A 15,557-nucleotide genomic window follows, 5' to 3' on the forward strand; every position below is an offset into this window, starting at 1 on the left:
GAAACCGGTACCGTCGAGACGGATAAAGAGCTGCTGCGTAACCTGGTCGCCTACTACTGCGTCCTGGAAGGCATCTTCTTCTACTGCGGCTTCACCCAGATCCTCTCCATGGGCCGTCGCAACAAAATGACCGGCGTGGCGGAACAGTTCCAGTACATCCTGCGCGACGAGTCGATGCACCTGAACTTCGGTATCGATGTGATCAACCAGATCAAAATCGAAAACCCGCATTTGTGGGATGCCGAGATGAAGGAAGAAGCGACCCAGATGATTCTGCAAGGGACGCAGCTGGAGATTGAATACGCTCGCGACACCATGCCACGCGGTGTGTTGGGGATGAATGCGGCGATGATGGAGGATTACCTCAAGTTTATTGCTAACCGTCGTTTGTCGCAGATTGGGTTGAAGGAAGAGTATCCAGGGACGACGAATCCGTTCCCGTGGATGAGCGAGATTATGGACTTGAAGAAAGAGAAGAATTTCTTTGAGACTCGGGTGATTGAGTATCAGACGGGTGGGGCGTTGAGCTGGGATTGACTTCGCCGGAAACGGATATTCAACCTTAAAAATGTGCTCGCAATGCGGAGCACATTTTGAGAAAAATAATGAACACAGAAAAACTATACACCACCATTGTCAAAACAATTGAAACAATAGAGTCGGATCAAGATTTTTTTCCAGTAATTAGTGCCCTTTATAAAACACATGAGGAAACCGCGAAATCTTTAAGCGGAGAAATAAGATTCAGCACGAACCACTCCACCTTATGGCAAAATTTCAGCGCACAACAATCCTCCCTAATCACAAGAACTGCAGAAGCCGTACGGATCTCAAAATTTAGCAAAATAACAAAATCGATAACAAAAATTGAAGACAACCTCCCAAGAGATGAGATAGAAGCGATTCATGAAATAGAAAGCGAGCTGGGAAAATTCATGACTGCGCTGGACAACTATCTAGACAGTGGAAACCTAGACACATCCTATGCACTAACATCTATTGCCAATCGATTTTTTATCGCCCTAGAAAAACTGAAATACCTGAAATCAGTTCTAAAACAAACAACCGCAAAAGAATTAATAAACAAGCCACTAGAAAATGAAAGCTTAAAAATATACTTTCCAGATCACGTATCTCTTGAAGGCTTTTCAAACAAGCTACTATTTTTAAGTATCCTTCTTGAAGAGTGTTGTAATCTTCTGAACCTAAGCACTGGCGAAGGACAGGTTGAGATTCAAAAAATTGAATCAGGTAGCTTTTTTGCCAAAATTTCAGCCAGCCCCCTAGTAATAGCGCTCGCAACAACAATAATCACGCAAAGCGCAATGTATACGTACAACAGGCTGGATCCATCTCAAAACATAAACAACCTCAAGCAATCTACAGAGGTCTTAGAAAAAGTCTTAGGCATCAGGGCAACACTGGTAGCAAACAATATCGAGACCGAAGGCCTTGACGAAGCAATAAAAAAATCGACCTCTGCAATTGCAAAAAACCTGAATCGCTTTTTAGGTGACAGTTCTGAAATTCAAATAAACGACCACTTGATATCTACTCACAATCATAATTTCGAAAAGCTAAGCTATACCAACCAGTTAGTTATAGAAGATCGAAGCGAGCCAAATCAGTAAAAACATCAATAATGCAGGCTCTACATAAGAGCCTGTAAAAACAACATATCTATACGACCAGACTAACTCTCTGCTGAACGAAACTACCAACCCTCACATCCACAATGACATCTCCTACAAAAACATATCCTTGGTTAGTTTCTCCAAAATTAATAACCTCTTCAGCCGATGCCAAAGAAACGCCCAACGTAGAAGCTAGCCGGAAGTCATGCTGATGATCAGCGAATCCGGTATTTACGCATTACCGGGCTATTACTACACGCCGGGGAATCGTCTGCTACGCCGCTGACTCACTCATGAAGTTGTTCCGACGTAGCGGGATAGCATCTGCGAAGGCTGCGGCTCAAACGCGCCTTTTGAAGTCGACGGTTTGCCATTTCTTGAAGTACATCACGTCAAGCACCTCGCCCAGAAGGGTTCGGATCGCATCTCCAATGCTGTAGCCTTGTGCCCCAATTGCCATCAGCGTTGTCACCGGTCGAGTGACCGGGATGCCTTCACCGAGGGGCTTTACGCCAAAGTCGGAAGATTGGCACGGGAGTAAACTCCTGCTGTCACACCTGATGCACACTCAAAAAATACTAGATAGGACCGAGGCCAACCCGTGAACCCAGACATGCTCGAAGCCGGCCCCGCTGACGCCAAAGTACTTTCCGTCTTTGACTTCGACGGCACCCTCACCCACCACGACAGTTTCGTGCCGTTCCTCAAGTTCGCCTTTGGCACCGGTGAGTTTTATGGCCGGATGGTCAAGCTGGCGGTGCCTGGGCTGCGCTTTTTGTTGCAGCAGATCAGCCGGGATGAGTTGAAGGCGCAGTTGATCCGCACCTTTATGACCGGGGTGGAGAAGGCGTGGGTGCAGCAGAAGGCCGAGGAGTATTGCCAGCGCAATTGGGCGCGGTTGATGCGCCCGGCCGGCGTGCTGTCGGTGGAGCAGGAGTTGGGTTCGGGGGCGGTGGTGACGCTGTGTTCGGCGTCGCCGGCCTTGGTGTTGCAGCCGTTTGCCGATCGTCTTGGGATCAAGTTGATCGGGACTGAGCTTGAGGTGGTGGATGGGGTGCTGACCGGTAAGCTCACCGGGAATAACTGCCGGTGTGAGAATAAGGTGCTGCGGCTTGAGGCGGTGTACGGCGATTTGGGCGAGTATCGGCTGCGGGCCTGGGGCGATACGCGTGGAGATCGGGAATTGCTGGCGGCGGCGCAGGATGCGCATTTTCGGCATTTTCATGCGAAGAAGAAACGGGCTCGGTTGAAGCGGTGATACGGGTGGGGTTGGCAGATACTCGCTAGGCGCCTATCCAGTTCTCCACAATCAAGCCATTTACGCGCTTGAACTCACCCTCATTGTTAGTCACCAACACCAAGCCTGAGCTTCTAGCGTGCCCGGCAATGTGTAGGTCATTGACGCCAATAGGCGTGCCCTTTTTCTCCAGGTCTGAACGGATCGAGCCGTAGTGAAAAGCCGCCTTGTCGTCGTAGCTAAGGACATCGAGCCGGGAAGAGAAGTCTTCCACGGCGCGCGTGTTTTTTTCTACAAGCTGACTCTTTTCTGCGCCATGCATCAGCTCTGCGAGGGTGATTGAGGAGATAACCATGCGCCCTACGTTGGCGTTGAATTTCTCCAGTATCTCAATCGGCCGACGCTTGATGATGTAGATCACGATGTTGGTATCAAGCATGTACTTAATCATCAAAGGACTCTCGTTCTTGCTGGGTTTGATCGGCGCGCTCCTCCATAAAATCCTCAGATACCGATTCACTGGCAAGAAAAAAGCTGTCCCAAGTGTTTTCCACAGGCGAAATGATCAGCTCTCTCCCTACAGCACGGACCTCGACAGTTTTCACTCCCGCAGGAAAACGCATGTCGGCAGGGATGCGGATATTTTGCGTCCGATTGTTAGTAAAGATGGTTCCAAAAGACATAGAGAACACCTCTCTGGGTAGGGAAAGACCAAGAAGAATGATAGATCGAGGATGCTCTATTGCATAGCTCTATGGCAACCGTCCGACGACTGTCTATTCTTAGCGCACTAGCATGGGGGGCTAGGGGTCAATCATCCAATTCACCCCTCCTGATAGCTGCTTGTTGCTTCCTACTATCAGGAAAACGCTAATGCACTCTGAAATTCGCTAACAAATCGGCTATCCGCGTTGAAAACGATAACGGTCCGTAGAGATGCGATATGAGGTCGTGGGCTCGACAGGGAAACCGAGTCGATCCCTTCGCAGCCTCGCTGAAGCTCGACAGCTCCCACAGTTGATCTCTGTCGCTCGGAGGGGACTGTGTTTGGCTTGAGTGTTATGTCGTGGCTTTGAGCTCTACGCCCAACGCCGTCGCAAAGGCTTTTACCATCGGACTGCGCGGCGCGTTGTGGCGCAGGATCAGGTTGAAGGCGGTGCTCAGGTGCACGTGCTCCGGGCACAGTGCGCGCAGGCGCCCTTCCCTTACCAGTGGCGCGGCGTAGTGTTCGGGCAGGAAGCCGAGGAAGCGGCCGGTGAGGATCAGGATGGCGACGGCTTCGACTTGCGAGGCCGAGGCGGACTGGCTGTCGTAATTGACGAAGGTGGCCTTGTCGCGATGGATCGCATACCGGTGGTTCACTACTTCGTATTGGCGCAACACGTCGGACGTGATGTCGCTCGCGTTGAACAGCGGATGTCCTACAGCGCAGTAGACGTGGGCTTTTTCTTCGTACAGCGGGAAGTAGTCAAATTCCTCTCGGCGTTGGTACACCGGCACGATGCCGACGATCAAGCGCCCTTCCACCACGCCACGTTCAACTTCGTCCAATTGCGAGGCATGCAGGCGCAATCTAATTTTTGGTGATTCGCTATGTAATTTCCCCAACGCGGTAATTAGCGGGGAATTAACGTCGGACACGGTGTTATCAATAACCCCCACACTAAGGTCGCCGATCAGTTCGTTTTGCGCCGAACTAAGCTTGTCGCGAAAACTGTCCACCGAGGTAAATAACTCGATGGAGGCCTGATACACCAACTTGCCTTCTTCGGTCAGGCCGAACCCTTCCCTCCCCCGTGTACACAGGCGCATGCCGATGCGGATTTCCAGGTCGGAGATCTGTTTGCTGATGGCTGCCAGGCCCACGTTCAGCTCGTTTTGCGCGGCGCTGAAGCCGCCGGCTTCGACCACGGCCATAAATACCCGCAGCAATTTGAAGTCCAGCCCGCTCAGTTGCAGGGGCGGTCGTGTGCCGGGTTTTGGCGGTAGGTTTCCAGAAGTGGAAAGTGGAGTTTCCATAATACGCGTTGACCTCAAGTGCCATATTCAACAGGCTTAAACCCAGTCCTTGAACATAGCCAGGCGGCGATAATGAACATAAACAACCGCCCTTGGCAACCTTGAATATGGCGCGTCAGACGCTCATTCAGTCTAATTGAAAACTTATTTTTACTGCCTCCGACTCTTCTAAAAACAAGCGTGAGGAATACCCATGTCCCAGCCCACCGACCGCCTTTGGGGCGCTCGTTTCAAGACCGGTCCGTCTGCTGCATTGGCCGCGTTGTCGCGTTGCCCTGAGCGCTATTTTCGCCTGACGCCCTACGACCTGGCTGGCTCCCGTGCCCATGCCCGTGAGTTGCAGCGCGCCGGTTTGCTGGATGAGTCGGAGACCTTGCGTACCCTCGAAGCCCTGGAGGGGATCGGCGCTGACTTCACCGCCGGCCGCCTGCATCCGACCCTGGATGACGAGGACGTGCACACCTTCATCGAACGCGTATTGACCGAGCGCCTCGGCGCCTTGGGCGGCAAGTTGCGCGCCGGGCGTTCGCGTAACGACCAGACGGCCAATGACCTGCGGCTTTTCCTACGCGACCATGCGCGCACCATCACCACTGAGGTGTTGGGTCTGCAACAGGCGTTGGTGGAGCAGGCTGAGCAGCATATCGAGAGCATCTGCCCCGGCTTTACCCATTTGCAGCAGGCGCAGCCGATTGTGTTTGCCCACCATTTGCTGGCTCATGCGCAGTCGATGCTGCGGGATGTGCAGCGTTTGGTGGATTGGGACGCGCGTACAGCGCTGTCACCGTTGGGTGCGGCAGCCATGGCCGGTTCGGCGATTGCGCGCCAGCCGGAGCATTCGGCCAAGGAAATGGGCTACACCGGGCCGTGCGAAAACTCGATTGACGCCGTCGCCAGCCGTGACCATGTGGCGGAGTTTCTGTTTGTGGCGGGCATGCTCGGGGTGAATATTTCGCGGCTGTCGGAGGAGTTTTGCCTGTGGTCGTCGCGCCAGTTTCGCTGGGTGGTGTTGGACGATGCCTACGCCACCGGCAGCTCGATCATGCCGCAGAAGAAGAACCCGGACATTGCCGAATTGGCGCGGGGCAAGGCTGGGCGCTTGATCGGCAACTTGACCGGGTTGATGTCGACGCTCAAGTCGTTGCCGCTGTCGTACAACCGCGATTTGAGTGAAGACAAGCACAGTGTGTTGGACAGCGTGGACACCTTGCTGCTGGTACTGCCGGCGATGGCCGGGATGGTTGCGACCATGAAGGTACAGGTGGAAGAGCTGCGGCGCCAGGCGCCGATGGGCTTCACCTTGGCGACGGAGGTGGCGGATTGGTTGGCCACCCGTGGTGTGCCGTTTAAAGAAGCCCATGAGATTACCGGCGCGCTGGTGCAGGCCTGTGAGAAGCATGAGATTGAGTTGTGGGAAGCCTCGCCGGCGATGTTGGCGGAGGTGGACGCTCGGTTGCTGCCTGAAGTGCGGGACTGCTTGACCCTGGAGGCGGCGATTGCGGCGCGCAGTGGGTGGGGTGGGACGGCGCCGGAGCGGGTGCGCGAGCAGATTGGGCGGTTGAAGATTGCATTGGCGGCTCAGCAGCAGTGGGCTGAGAGCTATCAGGGCTTTCGGATTTAAGCCTGTCAGAGGTGTGGTGCTGGGGCTGACGCTTTCGCGAGCAAGCCCGCTCCCACATTTGGACCAAGTACATCAGTAGTAGCGTCATCAGTTTTGGAGAATCACCATGAACCAAACCCCGGCCGAGCGCTTGGAAATAGAGCGCAAGTTGTCCGAGAACCAGTTCGATATCACGCAGTACGAACACGTGCCGCGTCGCTATTACGGGCGGATGTTTTTTGCCACGTTGATCGTGATCGTATTGGCCGCGCTGTTGCGCGCATTCGCCAACGGCCAGATCGAATGGTCCTACATCGGTCAGTTCCTCACGTCTGAGGCCATCCTCTGGGGCCTGATGAACACTATCGTCATGTCGATCCTGGCGATGGCGCTGGGCGTGGTGATCGGGGTGATCACGGCGATCATGCGCATGTCGGCCAACCCGATCCTGCGGTATGTGGCCATTACCTACACCTGGCTGTTCCGTGGCACGCCGTTGATTCTGCAGCTGCTGCTGTGGTTCAACCTGGCGCTGATTTTCCCGGTGATCGCGATTCCCGGCCTGTTCAGCATCGACACCGTCGACCTGATGACACCGTTCGTGGCCGCCCTGCTCGGCCTCAGCATCAACCAGGGCGCCTACACCGCCGAGGTGGTGCGCGCCGGCTTGCTGTCGGTCGACACCGGCCAGTACGAAGCCGCCAAGTCCATCGGCATGCCGAGCCTGCAAGCGCTGCGTAGGATCATTCTTCCGCAGGCGATGCGAGTGATCATCCCGCCTGTAGGCAACGAGTTCATCAGCATGGTGAAAATGACCAGCCTGGCCAGTGTGATCCAGTACTCGGAGCTGCTGCACAACGCGCAAAACATCTATTACGCCAACGCCCGGGTCATGGAGCTGCTGATTGTGGCCGGCATCTGGTACCTGGCGGTGGTGACTGTTCTTTCATTTGGTCAAAGCCGCCTCGAGCGTCGTTTTGCCCGCGGCGCCGGCAAGCGTTCGTAAGTTTGGGTTGAGGAGATTTGCCCCATGAGAAGCATCGTCAAGGCCGTCAACCTGAACAAGTATTACGACCAGTATCACGCGCTGCGCGACATCAATATCGAGGTCGAGCAAGGCGAAGTGATGTGCATCATCGGCCCGTCCGGCTCGGGTAAAAGCACCCTGCTGCGTTGCGTCAACCAACTGGAAAAAATCGACAAGGGCGGCCTGTGGGTCGACGGCGAACTGGTGGGTTACCGCGTCATCGGCAACAAGCTGCATGAGATGAATGAAGCGCAGATCGCCCGCCAGCGCCTGGCCACCGGCATGGTGTTCCAGCGCTTTAATTTGTTCCCGCACATGACCGTGCTGCAGAACATCATCGAAGGCCCGTGCCAGGTGCTCAAGCGCTCGCCCAAGGAAGCCATTGAGGATGCGTTGGAGTTGCTCGCCCGCGTGGGCCTGGCGGACAAACGCAATGCTTACCCGGTGGAATTGTCTGGCGGGCAGCAACAGCGCGTGGCAATTGCCCGTGCGTTGGCGATGCGCCCCAAGCTGATGTTGTTCGACGAACCCACATCAGCCCTCGACCCGGAGCTGGTCGGCGAAGTGCTGTCGGTGATGCGCGATTTGGCCACCACCGGCATGACCATGATCGTGGTCACTCATGAATTGGGCTTCGCTCGCGAAGTGTCCAACCGCATGGTGTTTATGGACGCCGGCCAGATTGTGGAAGCCGGCAGCCCTGAAGAAATTCTAATAAGCCCACAAAACCCGCGTACCCAAAGCTTTATTTCTGCCGTTCGCACTTAACTAGAAAACTAACGAGAACGCCCCCATGAAAAAATTGTTTATCCCCACGTTGCTCGCAGGCCTGATGGCCTCCACTGTTGTTTTCGCGGCTTTGCCGGCGGCAATCAAGGACAAGGGTGAGATCAGCGCGGCCATCGTGCCGAACTATCCACCGATGGATTTCAAGGACCCCGCCACCAATAAGCTCACGGGTTTCGACTTCGACTTGGGCAATGCCTTGGCCGAGCGCCTGGGCGTGAAGATCAAGTGGCAGGAAACCGGCTTCGAACAGATGCTCAGCGGCCTGACCACCAAGCGTGTGGACATTGTGCTGTCGGGCATGAGCGACACCGCCGAGCGCCAAAAGGCGGTGACTTTCATCGACTACTTCACCAGCGGCCCGCAGCTGTACACCCTGGCCAAGCGTGAAGACCTCAAGGAATTGACTGACCTGTGTGGTAAAAAAGTCGGCACCAGCCGTCGTACCACCTGGCCGTCGGAAATTGCCGCGTGGAGCAAGGAAAACTGCGAAGCGGCAGGTAAGCCGGCGATCGTGGTGATCGGCACTGAAGGCTCGGCGGATGCACGGGCACAGTTGCAGCAGAACCGCCTGGATGCGGCGATGCAGGGCAGCGAGACGATTCCTTATTTGATGGCGTTGGACAAGGGCAAGTACAAGCCGGTGGGCCTGGCGATTTCCAAGCAGTTCACCGGGCTGGGGATTGAGAAGAGCAACACCGAGCTGGTCACGGCGATCAGTGAAGCGTTGCAGGGCATGATTGATGATGGGACCTACGGCAAGATCCTGAAGAAGTGGGAGCTGGAGCAAGGCGCGGTCGAGAAGATCACCATCAACTCCGGCCAGTAAGTCAATCCAAGTGTGGGAGCTGGCTTGCCTGCGATGGCGGCGTCATCTTGCATAATCATTGCCTGAACCACCGCTATCGCAGGCAAGCCAGCTCCCACATTTGATGTGTGTTGTCTTTAGAAAATAACAAGGACACTTGCCCCCACCGTGGCCACCTACTCCCTGGTAATCCGCCGCCTGCTGGTCTGCTCGGTGACCATCGTGGTCAGCCGTGCCATGACCAGCCCGCTGTTGGCCTTGCTGCTCAGCACACGCCTGGGCCTCAACCAGCAGGACATCGGCCTGCTGATGGGCATCGCCGTATTTATCGCGACACTGCTGGGCCTGTACGGCGGCTACATCATCGACCGCCTGGAAAAACGCAAGCTGCTGATCCTGGCCATGCTCTCGAGCGCCATCGGTTTTCTGTTACTGACCTTTGCCAGCAACCTTTACCTCACCACCTTGACCCTGGTCATCACCGAAGCGGCGTCGGCGCTGTTCCTGATCGGCTCCAAAGCCATCATCAGCGAGAACCTGCCGGTGGGTGACCGTGCCAAGGTGTTTTCCCTGCGTTACACCCTGACCAACGTGGGCTACGCGACCGGTCCGATGGTCGGCGTGGTGATCGCCGGGCACCTGCCGCTGGCGCCCTTCCTGATCGCCAGCGCCATCGCCTTTGGCAGCGTGTTCCTGATGATCGGCATCCCCCCCACCCAACGGGATGACAGCCACAAACCCTTGAGTTTCCTCAGCACCCTGCGCACGTTGCGCAGCGACCGCACGCTGATCCTGTTCACCAGCGGCAGCCTGCTGAGCACCATTGTCCACGGGCGCTACACCCTGTATCTGTCGCAGTTTTTGCTGGTGGCCTACAAACCCGCCGAGGCGTTGAAGATTCTGTCTGCGGTGCTGGCCTGCAACGCCATCACCGTGATCTTGATGCAGTACCAGATCGGGCGGTTTATCAAGCGTGAGCAACTGCGTTACTGGATCGTGCTCGGCACCTTGCTGTTCATTGTCGGGCTGATCGGGTTCAGCCTGGCCGACAGCCTGGTCACCTGGTGCCTGGCGATGTTCGTATTCACCTTGGGCGAGATGATCATCTACCCCTCGGAGTTCCTGTTTATCGACACCATCGCTCCCGATGCCCTGCGCGGCAGTTATTACGGTGCGCAAAACCTGGCCGCGTTTGGCGGGGCGATGAGCCCGGTGATTTGTGGGTATTTGCTGATCAATGCGGCGCCAGCCAGCATGTTCTATGCATTGGGGGCGCTGACGGCGGTCGGTGGAACGCTGTGCTTCTTGAGCGGCCGAAGGGTTGCAGTTTCTTGCTGATATTTGCGCGCGATCCCGCTATTAATAGCGAAACTTCTCACGGACCCGAGCCCCATGAAATTCGACACGGCCTACAGCCTGAGTCTCGACGACAAGCTGTCGATCTACGACGTACGAGACCTGAATTTCGACGAAACCGCCGATTTCGATTCCGACAAGGACAGCTTCCTCTGCCCCAACGAAGCCTGCCGTGCGGCGTTCGATACGGGCAATACGCTGAGCACCTTCAACGCGAAGAACGTTAACTATCAGCGCACACCCCATTTCAAGAACAAGACCAGCACCCAGCATATCGACGGCTGCCGTTACGCCAGCACCCACAAGACCGCGACCGGTGAAGGCGACGACGAGCGTGAAGACAACTTCCCCTCGGAATTTGTACTCACGCGCCGTCAATACGAACGTAAGGCCCCGCTTGCCGGGGCTGAGGGAAGTGCCCCACGCGAGCCAGCGAAAGCGCCTTCAAACCGTAGTTCTTCGCCCCACAGCGCCCACGACACCACACCGGACAAAACCAGCGTCTTCGCCCACCCGGTGGAATGCTATGTGTCGAATATCGACGACAAGGACAAGCTCAAGGCGATGCCGCTGAAGATTGGCGACCACACCGCGACCTACTGGACGTTTTTCAAGAAAATCGAATACCTGCAAGACAACAAGGGCCTGATCTACTGGGGCAAGATCAAGGCGATCAAGGACTACACCAAAAGCTTTCGCATCGACTTCGAGAAGAAGGTGTGGCTGGACAAAAAGCCCTATTCGGTCAACGTCTATCTGAGCAAAAAACTCATCGACACTTACCGCAAGCGCAAGGCGTTCCTGGAACAGATCAAGGCGGCGGTGGACAGTGAGCGGGCGCTGTATTGCTTCTTCTACGGGGTGACGCCGGCGTTGAAACACGTACCGAGCACAAAAAAACCCGAACAGACGTTCGGGGTGTTCAGCGCGAATATCGAGAACCTGGATCACCTTATTATCCGGGAGGCGCCGGGGGTGGAGTAACGGCTGATTAAACATCCAGTTGATGAGCGGTCAAAACAACTGTACAAAAACACAGTATAGTTTGCCCTCCCCCGTCGAATCCTGGAGAAAACCATGTCCTCTCTGGCAATGAGCTCTTTTGTAGAACAGCAGATCGTCCTGCATCAATTCACCGCCAAGCACAGCGTGCAGGCCCGCGCGATGCTGGGCTGGAGCACCGAAGACCTGGCCCGGTTGGCGGGCGTGACGGCGCAAGCGGTTCAGCACTTCGAAAGCCAGGGCGACGTGGGCGATGAAACCCGCCTGGCATTGGCGTTCAGGCTGGAGGCTGAGGGGCTGGTGTTTTTTCCGGGCTTTGCGCCGGGGTGGGGAATGAGTGTGCGTCGGTTCGACCTTCCTTCAACCGAGCCCACTGCCCACAACAGCGCCCGACGCTCCCTTTGCGATGTACTGGGATGGCCGGTCAAAACCCAGGTTTGATTGCCACCTGGGCGGCCTGCTCATACCCATGGGCCACTGCCAGCAAGGTAGGTTCAGCCCAGCGGGTGCCGAAAAAATAAGCACTGGTGGGTAAACCGTCCTCATCCGTCCCGGAAGGTACGGCGATCCCTGGGTAGCCGGCTGCCGCGACACCGAAGAAACTGTTTGTCTCGAAATCCGACACCATGACGTCCAGGTTCTCCGAGGTGATAGGGTCATCTATGGCGTTGCGGAAATCCTGGATGAGCGCGTCCCACAGTGGCTGGCGCTGCTCCGGCGTCAGGGTTGAGGCGCTGATTTCCTTGAGTAGTGGTTGATGATCCTCGTCGGCGCCATCACGTTCATCGTTGAACCTGATGAGTTCGGTCAGTGATTTGACCGGTAGTCCCGAGCGATTGGCCAAGTAAGCATTGAGTTCCTCTTTCGCGTCCGAGAACAACAACTCGTCATAGCGTGAAGCATCGGCCAGGCGCATGTTGACCGGCACCAATACCGCGCCTTGCTCGCGAAGCACCTCAAGTGTCCGACTGAATTGCGCACTGTTCACCACCGGTAGGGTTTCACCCTCTTTGGAAAACGTCGCAGGGTAACCGATACGCTTGCCCTTCAACGCACCTGGAACCAATAGCTTTGTGTAATCAATGCCTTGGGGCGCTCCCACGCTCGCCGCGTCCTGGGGATCGCTGCCTGACATGGCGTTGAGCATCAACGCAGCATCCATTACCGAGCGAGCCATCGGGCCTGGCGTGTCCTGGTGCTGGCTCGCAGGAATAATCCCGTTGCGGTCCAGCAGGCCGACGCTGGGTTTGAGCCCCACCACACCATTGCGGGCGGCCGGCACAATGATCGAACCATTGGTTTCAGCCCCCACCGCCAAGGGCGCCAACCCTGCCGCGACTGCGGCGGCAGAGCCGGAACTGGAGCCCCCGACGTCGGCATCCGACTGATGCGGGTTACGGGTTTGCCCGCCCCGGCTGCTCCAGCCATCGGGGCCTCCACGAAACCCGGCCATTTCACTCATGTTGGTTTTACCCAGGATGACCGCGCCCTGCTTGATCAGGTAATCCACCAACGGGGCATTCTTGCCGGCACTTGCCCCCACAAGCCCAAACGCACCTGCACTGGTTTGCATGCCTGTGGTTTCGAGGGTGTCCTTGAGCAAAATGGGAATGCCATGCAGTGGCCCGCGCACCTTGCCGCTGGCTCGCTCGCGATCCAACTCGCGCGCAGCCTCAAGCGCTTCAGGGTTGAGTTCGATAACAGACCTCAGTTGAGGGTCCAGCCTGCGAATCCGCTCTTGCAGGAAACTGACCAGATCGACCGAGGTGAGCCCACCCGGCCGGGCCATTTGCCTGCCAAGCTCATTGACACTGAGGTATTCGGTACCGGGGGCGACTGGCTTGGAGGCCGCAGGTAAGTAGTCGCCTGCAATGGACTGCAGGGCCAGCTGGGCAATCGAGCCCAGACCATACGCAATAGAGAACATAAGACCTCTTCGGGGAGTCAGAAACGACGAAGGACCCACATCGATCCAGGCCCCAGTCTAAAAACCTCTCGCCCTCCCAGCATTGCGACGCACGTCGCTTACACCGTGGGATTAGTCAACACGTCGAGTAGCCCGGCCTGTACCGGTGTCAGGCGCCGAGCATTGCGGTACACCCGCACCAGAATCGGCAGCACATCCTTGGAAGATCGCGCGCCATAGAACCACAGCGTTGAACCGTCCCCGAGCGGCTCGCCAAGCCTTGGGTAACCCGTCCAGCAGGCCGCATGGAACGCAGCGCTTTGACTGTCGGACACCAGCGCATCCAAGCGGTATTGACTCATGAGCGTGTCGATTTCATTGCGGGTGTGCAGATCGAACCTCAGGGAGTCATCCGCTCGCTGTGCAGGCACTGGCACCAGTGTCAGCCCAGCCAGACGAAGGGTTTCCAGCGCCAGCGTAAAGAGCGCACGGTGCTCAATACGTTCGTGGTCATTGCCGTGCTCGTACCGTTCTGCAACCCCGACGCACAGCCCAGTCGTTCTCCGGTCTGCCGTGAAGGTGGTGTTGTTCTGCACCAAAGGCACCTCCACCATCACCGGCCCGGAAGGATCGATGCCGCTTAAGGCAATCAGCGATAGCGATGGGTCACGCACGGGTTTCACGGGCAGGGCAGGCGCGTCATACCCTGGAATCGGGATGCCGCCCGCGGGGCGTTTGTCGCCACCGGGGGCCGTCCCGAAAGCGATACCGCTCGGGGCGGGTGTATCGACGGAGGAAGTGGGTGGCACTGTCGCCAGACCTGCTATCTCCGCCGGCGAAGATGACGGTGGCGGCGAAGGTGAGCCCGGTCGACAAGGCACGCCCAGCAGCCAAATTTTCCTACACTTGATGTCCATGTGGACAGCCCTCCGGAAGATGACTTTCCGAAGGATCATCGCACCCTCATCCGAGGCCTGGAACTGCTTGGAAACACCCGGAAAACTCCTTTTTCCGACGCGTCTTCCGACTGCCAGCCCAGTCGTCAGCCAGCCAAGTGCTCTTGCGCACCTTGTGTTTCCACCTCCAGCCACCACGCATACCCACGCTCAGGCTGGTTCAAGCTGAATGCCTGCCCCATCGGCGGTGTGGTAATCGACACGTTGCGCTCCCAGGCCAGCGCCATGATCCGGTCAAACGGTTCGTGCCAGGCATGGAACGCCAGGTCGAAGGTGCCATTGTGAATCGGCAGCAGCCAGCGCCCCTTGAGGTCGATATGGGCTTGCAGGGTTTGCTCAGGTTGCATATGCACGTGGGGCCAATCGACGTTGTAAGCACCTGTTTCCATCAGCGTCAGGTCAAAGGGGCCGTACTGTTCACCGATACGTTTAAAGCCGTCGAAGTAACCGGTATCGCCGCTGAAAAAGATCCGCAGCGCGCCGTCGATCATCACCCAGGAACACCACAGGGTCTGGTTGGCGTCAAACAGCCCGCGCCCGGAAAAATGCTGCGCAGGTGTCGCGACAAACCGAATACCGTCCACCTCAGTGCCCTGCCACCAATCCAACTGGCGCACTTTGCTGGCCTCCACCCCCCACTTCACCAGCAGGTCACCGACGCCCAACGGCGCAAGAAAATAGCGGGTTTTCTCGGCCAATTGAACGACAGCCTTGCGGTCAAGGTGGTCATAGTGGTTGTGGGAAAGAATCACCGCTTCCAACGGTGGCAGCGCTTCAAGACTGATGGGCGGCTGATGGAAGCGCTTGGGGCCGGCCCAACTGAACGGTGAGGCACGCTCGGCGAACACCGGGTCGGTGACCCAGAATTTACCGCGAATTTTCAGCAAAACCGTCGAATGCCCGAGGCGGAACACGCTGTGATCCGGGGCGGCCAGTAATTGCTCGCGGGTCAGCGATTGCACCGGGATCTGCCCCACCGGCCGCGTACTGCGCGGTTTGTTGAACAGCATGTTCCAGAAAATACGCAAGGTCTTGCCAAAGCCTCCGTGCTGCACGGGGGGCTCGTTGCTGAAATGCGCCTGATCGTGCCTGGGCGCTGCTGGCGAAGAATCGACACGGGACGAGATCGTGGCCATTACCGGGTGACTCCTACGGATCGCTTATAAGTTACACTGCACAGTGTAGTTTCAAGATTGCAACAAAATCCGGAGCAAGTAAACTGCCGA

At 56.7% G+C, this 15,557-nt stretch carries 16 protein-coding genes and 1 pseudogene; 11 read left to right on the forward strand and 6 right to left on the reverse strand.

Annotated elements, in window-relative coordinates; all coding sequences use genetic code 11:
* The 4 genes and pseudogenes from AO064_RS13475 to AO064_RS13485 all read left to right on the forward strand — a co-directional run.
* Positions 1 to 537 (forward strand): ribonucleotide-diphosphate reductase subunit beta (locus AO064_RS13475; RefSeq protein WP_156521567.1); only part of this gene is annotated, 537 nt, incomplete at its 5' end.
* A gap of 68 nt (positions 538 to 605) precedes the next feature.
* Positions 606 to 1,631, forward strand: a complete 1,026-nt coding sequence (locus AO064_RS13480) for a calponin homology domain-containing protein (protein WP_064053660.1) — start codon at positions 606 to 608, stop codon at positions 1,629 to 1,631.
* 325 nt (positions 1,632 to 1,956) lie between these two features.
* Positions 1,957 to 2,175 (forward strand): annotated as a pseudogene (locus tag AO064_RS30255) (HNH endonuclease); the annotation flags it as partial.
* A 72-nt stretch (positions 2,176 to 2,247) separates the two neighbouring features.
* On the forward strand, positions 2,248 to 2,892 hold the full coding sequence (locus tag AO064_RS13485) for an HAD-IB family hydrolase (RefSeq protein ID WP_043205780.1): 645 nt from the start codon (positions 2,248 to 2,250) through the stop codon (positions 2,890 to 2,892).
* Positions 2,893 to 2,917: 25 nt separating this feature from the next.
* Here AO064_RS13485 and vapC read toward each other — a convergent pair whose 3' ends face one another.
* From vapC to AO064_RS13500, 3 genes are all read right to left on the reverse strand, one after another.
* Positions 2,918 to 3,322 (reverse strand): type II toxin-antitoxin system tRNA(fMet)-specific endonuclease VapC, encoded by a 405-nt coding sequence (gene vapC / locus AO064_RS13490; protein ID WP_043205781.1) that lies wholly within the window; start codon positions 3,320 to 3,322, stop codon positions 2,918 to 2,920.
* Positions 3,315 to 3,554, reverse strand: a complete 240-nt coding sequence (vapB, locus tag AO064_RS13495; protein ID WP_043205782.1) for a type II toxin-antitoxin system VapB family antitoxin — start codon at positions 3,552 to 3,554, stop codon at positions 3,315 to 3,317. The genes vapC and vapB overlap by 8 nt, the downstream gene beginning before the upstream one ends.
* Positions 3,555 to 3,930: 376 nt before the next feature.
* Positions 3,931 to 4,890, reverse strand: coding sequence for a LysR family transcriptional regulator (locus AO064_RS13500; RefSeq protein WP_064053661.1), 960 nt, complete (start codon positions 4,888 to 4,890; stop codon positions 3,931 to 3,933).
* A gap of 193 nt (positions 4,891 to 5,083) precedes the next feature.
* On the opposite strand from AO064_RS13500, the gene argH reads away from it, so the two are divergent.
* The 7 genes from argH to AO064_RS13535 all read left to right on the forward strand — a co-directional run bounded on the left by argH (position 5,084) and on the right by AO064_RS13535 (position 11,910).
* Positions 5,084 to 6,511 (forward strand): argininosuccinate lyase, encoded by a 1,428-nt coding sequence (gene argH / locus AO064_RS13505; protein ID WP_064053662.1) that lies wholly within the window; start codon positions 5,084 to 5,086, stop codon positions 6,509 to 6,511.
* 106 nt (positions 6,512 to 6,617) lie between these two features.
* Positions 6,618 to 7,496, forward strand: coding sequence for an amino acid ABC transporter permease (locus AO064_RS13510; RefSeq protein WP_064053663.1), 879 nt, complete (start codon positions 6,618 to 6,620; stop codon positions 7,494 to 7,496).
* Positions 7,497 to 7,520: 24 nt separating this feature from the next.
* On the forward strand, positions 7,521 to 8,285 hold the full coding sequence (locus AO064_RS13515; protein ID WP_046036444.1) for an amino acid ABC transporter ATP-binding protein: 765 nt from the start codon (positions 7,521 to 7,523) through the stop codon (positions 8,283 to 8,285).
* Positions 8,286 to 8,310: 25 nt separating this feature from the next.
* Positions 8,311 to 9,132 (forward strand): ABC transporter substrate-binding protein, encoded by an 822-nt coding sequence (locus AO064_RS13520; protein WP_064053664.1) that lies wholly within the window; start codon positions 8,311 to 8,313, stop codon positions 9,130 to 9,132.
* Between the two features lie 147 nt (positions 9,133 to 9,279).
* Positions 9,280 to 10,449 (forward strand): MFS transporter, encoded by a 1,170-nt coding sequence (locus tag AO064_RS13525; RefSeq protein WP_064053665.1) that lies wholly within the window; start codon positions 9,280 to 9,282, stop codon positions 10,447 to 10,449.
* A gap of 54 nt (positions 10,450 to 10,503) precedes the next feature.
* Complete coding sequence (locus AO064_RS13530; protein WP_064053666.1) at positions 10,504 to 11,451, forward strand: hypothetical protein; 948 nt, start codon at positions 10,504 to 10,506, stop codon at positions 11,449 to 11,451.
* A 93-nt stretch (positions 11,452 to 11,544) separates the two neighbouring features.
* The gene (locus tag AO064_RS13535; protein ID WP_064053667.1) at positions 11,545 to 11,910 is read left to right on the forward strand and encodes a helix-turn-helix transcriptional regulator; all 366 of its coding nucleotides are present in this window, start codon (positions 11,545 to 11,547) and stop codon (positions 11,908 to 11,910) included.
* Here AO064_RS13535 and AO064_RS13540 read toward each other — a convergent pair.
* The 3 genes from AO064_RS13540 to AO064_RS13550 all read right to left on the reverse strand — a co-directional run bounded on the left by AO064_RS13540 (position 11,894) and on the right by AO064_RS13550 (position 15,467).
* A complete protein-coding gene (locus tag AO064_RS13540) occupies positions 11,894 to 13,396 on the reverse strand; it encodes an amidase family protein (protein ID WP_064053668.1) in 1,503 nt (500 codons plus the stop codon). The two genes, AO064_RS13535 and AO064_RS13540, sit on opposite strands and share 17 nt — an antisense overlap.
* Positions 13,397 to 13,494: 98 nt before the next feature.
* Positions 13,495 to 14,049 carry a hypothetical protein gene (locus AO064_RS13545; RefSeq protein ID WP_244159521.1) on the reverse strand — a complete coding sequence of 185 codons (555 nt, stop codon included), beginning with the start codon at positions 14,047 to 14,049 and terminating at the stop codon, positions 13,495 to 13,497.
* A 368-nt stretch (positions 14,050 to 14,417) separates the two neighbouring features.
* Positions 14,418 to 15,467 (reverse strand): MBL fold metallo-hydrolase, encoded by a 1,050-nt coding sequence (locus AO064_RS13550; protein ID WP_064053670.1) that lies wholly within the window; start codon positions 15,465 to 15,467, stop codon positions 14,418 to 14,420.
* Positions 15,468 to 15,557: the final 90 nt, after the last annotated feature.

This window comes from Pseudomonas marginalis (assembly GCF_001645105.1).
Lineage (GTDB): Bacteria > Pseudomonadota > Gammaproteobacteria > Pseudomonadales > Pseudomonadaceae > Aquipseudomonas > Aquipseudomonas petroselini.

Excerpts from the sequence above, each read along its gene's own strand:
- AO064_RS13480 (WP_064053660.1), top strand. The coding sequence starts at position 606 with ATGAACACAGAAAAACTATACACCACCATTGTCAAAACAATTGAAACA.
- AO064_RS13485 (WP_043205780.1), top strand. The coding sequence starts at position 2,248 with ATGCTCGAAGCCGGCCCCGCTGACGCCAAAGTACTTTCCGTCTTTGAC.
- vapC (WP_043205781.1), bottom strand. The coding sequence starts at position 3,322 with ATGATTAAGTACATGCTTGATACCAACATCGTGATCTACATCATCAAG.
- vapB (WP_043205782.1), bottom strand. The coding sequence starts at position 3,554 with ATGTCTTTTGGAACCATCTTTACTAACAATCGGACGCAAAATATCCGC.
- AO064_RS13500 (WP_064053661.1), bottom strand. The coding sequence starts at position 4,890 with ATGGAAACTCCACTTTCCACTTCTGGAAACCTACCGCCAAAACCCGGC.
- argH (WP_064053662.1), top strand. The coding sequence starts at position 5,084 with ATGTCCCAGCCCACCGACCGCCTTTGGGGCGCTCGTTTCAAGACCGGT.
- AO064_RS13510 (WP_064053663.1), top strand. The coding sequence starts at position 6,618 with ATGAACCAAACCCCGGCCGAGCGCTTGGAAATAGAGCGCAAGTTGTCC.
- AO064_RS13515 (WP_046036444.1), top strand. The coding sequence starts at position 7,521 with ATGAGAAGCATCGTCAAGGCCGTCAACCTGAACAAGTATTACGACCAG.
- AO064_RS13520 (WP_064053664.1), top strand. The coding sequence starts at position 8,311 with ATGAAAAAATTGTTTATCCCCACGTTGCTCGCAGGCCTGATGGCCTCC.
- AO064_RS13530 (WP_064053666.1), top strand. The coding sequence starts at position 10,504 with ATGAAATTCGACACGGCCTACAGCCTGAGTCTCGACGACAAGCTGTCG.
- AO064_RS13535 (WP_064053667.1), top strand. The coding sequence starts at position 11,545 with ATGTCCTCTCTGGCAATGAGCTCTTTTGTAGAACAGCAGATCGTCCTG.
- AO064_RS13540 (WP_064053668.1), bottom strand. The coding sequence starts at position 13,396 with ATGTTCTCTATTGCGTATGGTCTGGGCTCGATTGCCCAGCTGGCCCTG.
- AO064_RS13550 (WP_064053670.1), bottom strand. The coding sequence starts at position 15,467 with ATGGCCACGATCTCGTCCCGTGTCGATTCTTCGCCAGCAGCGCCCAGG.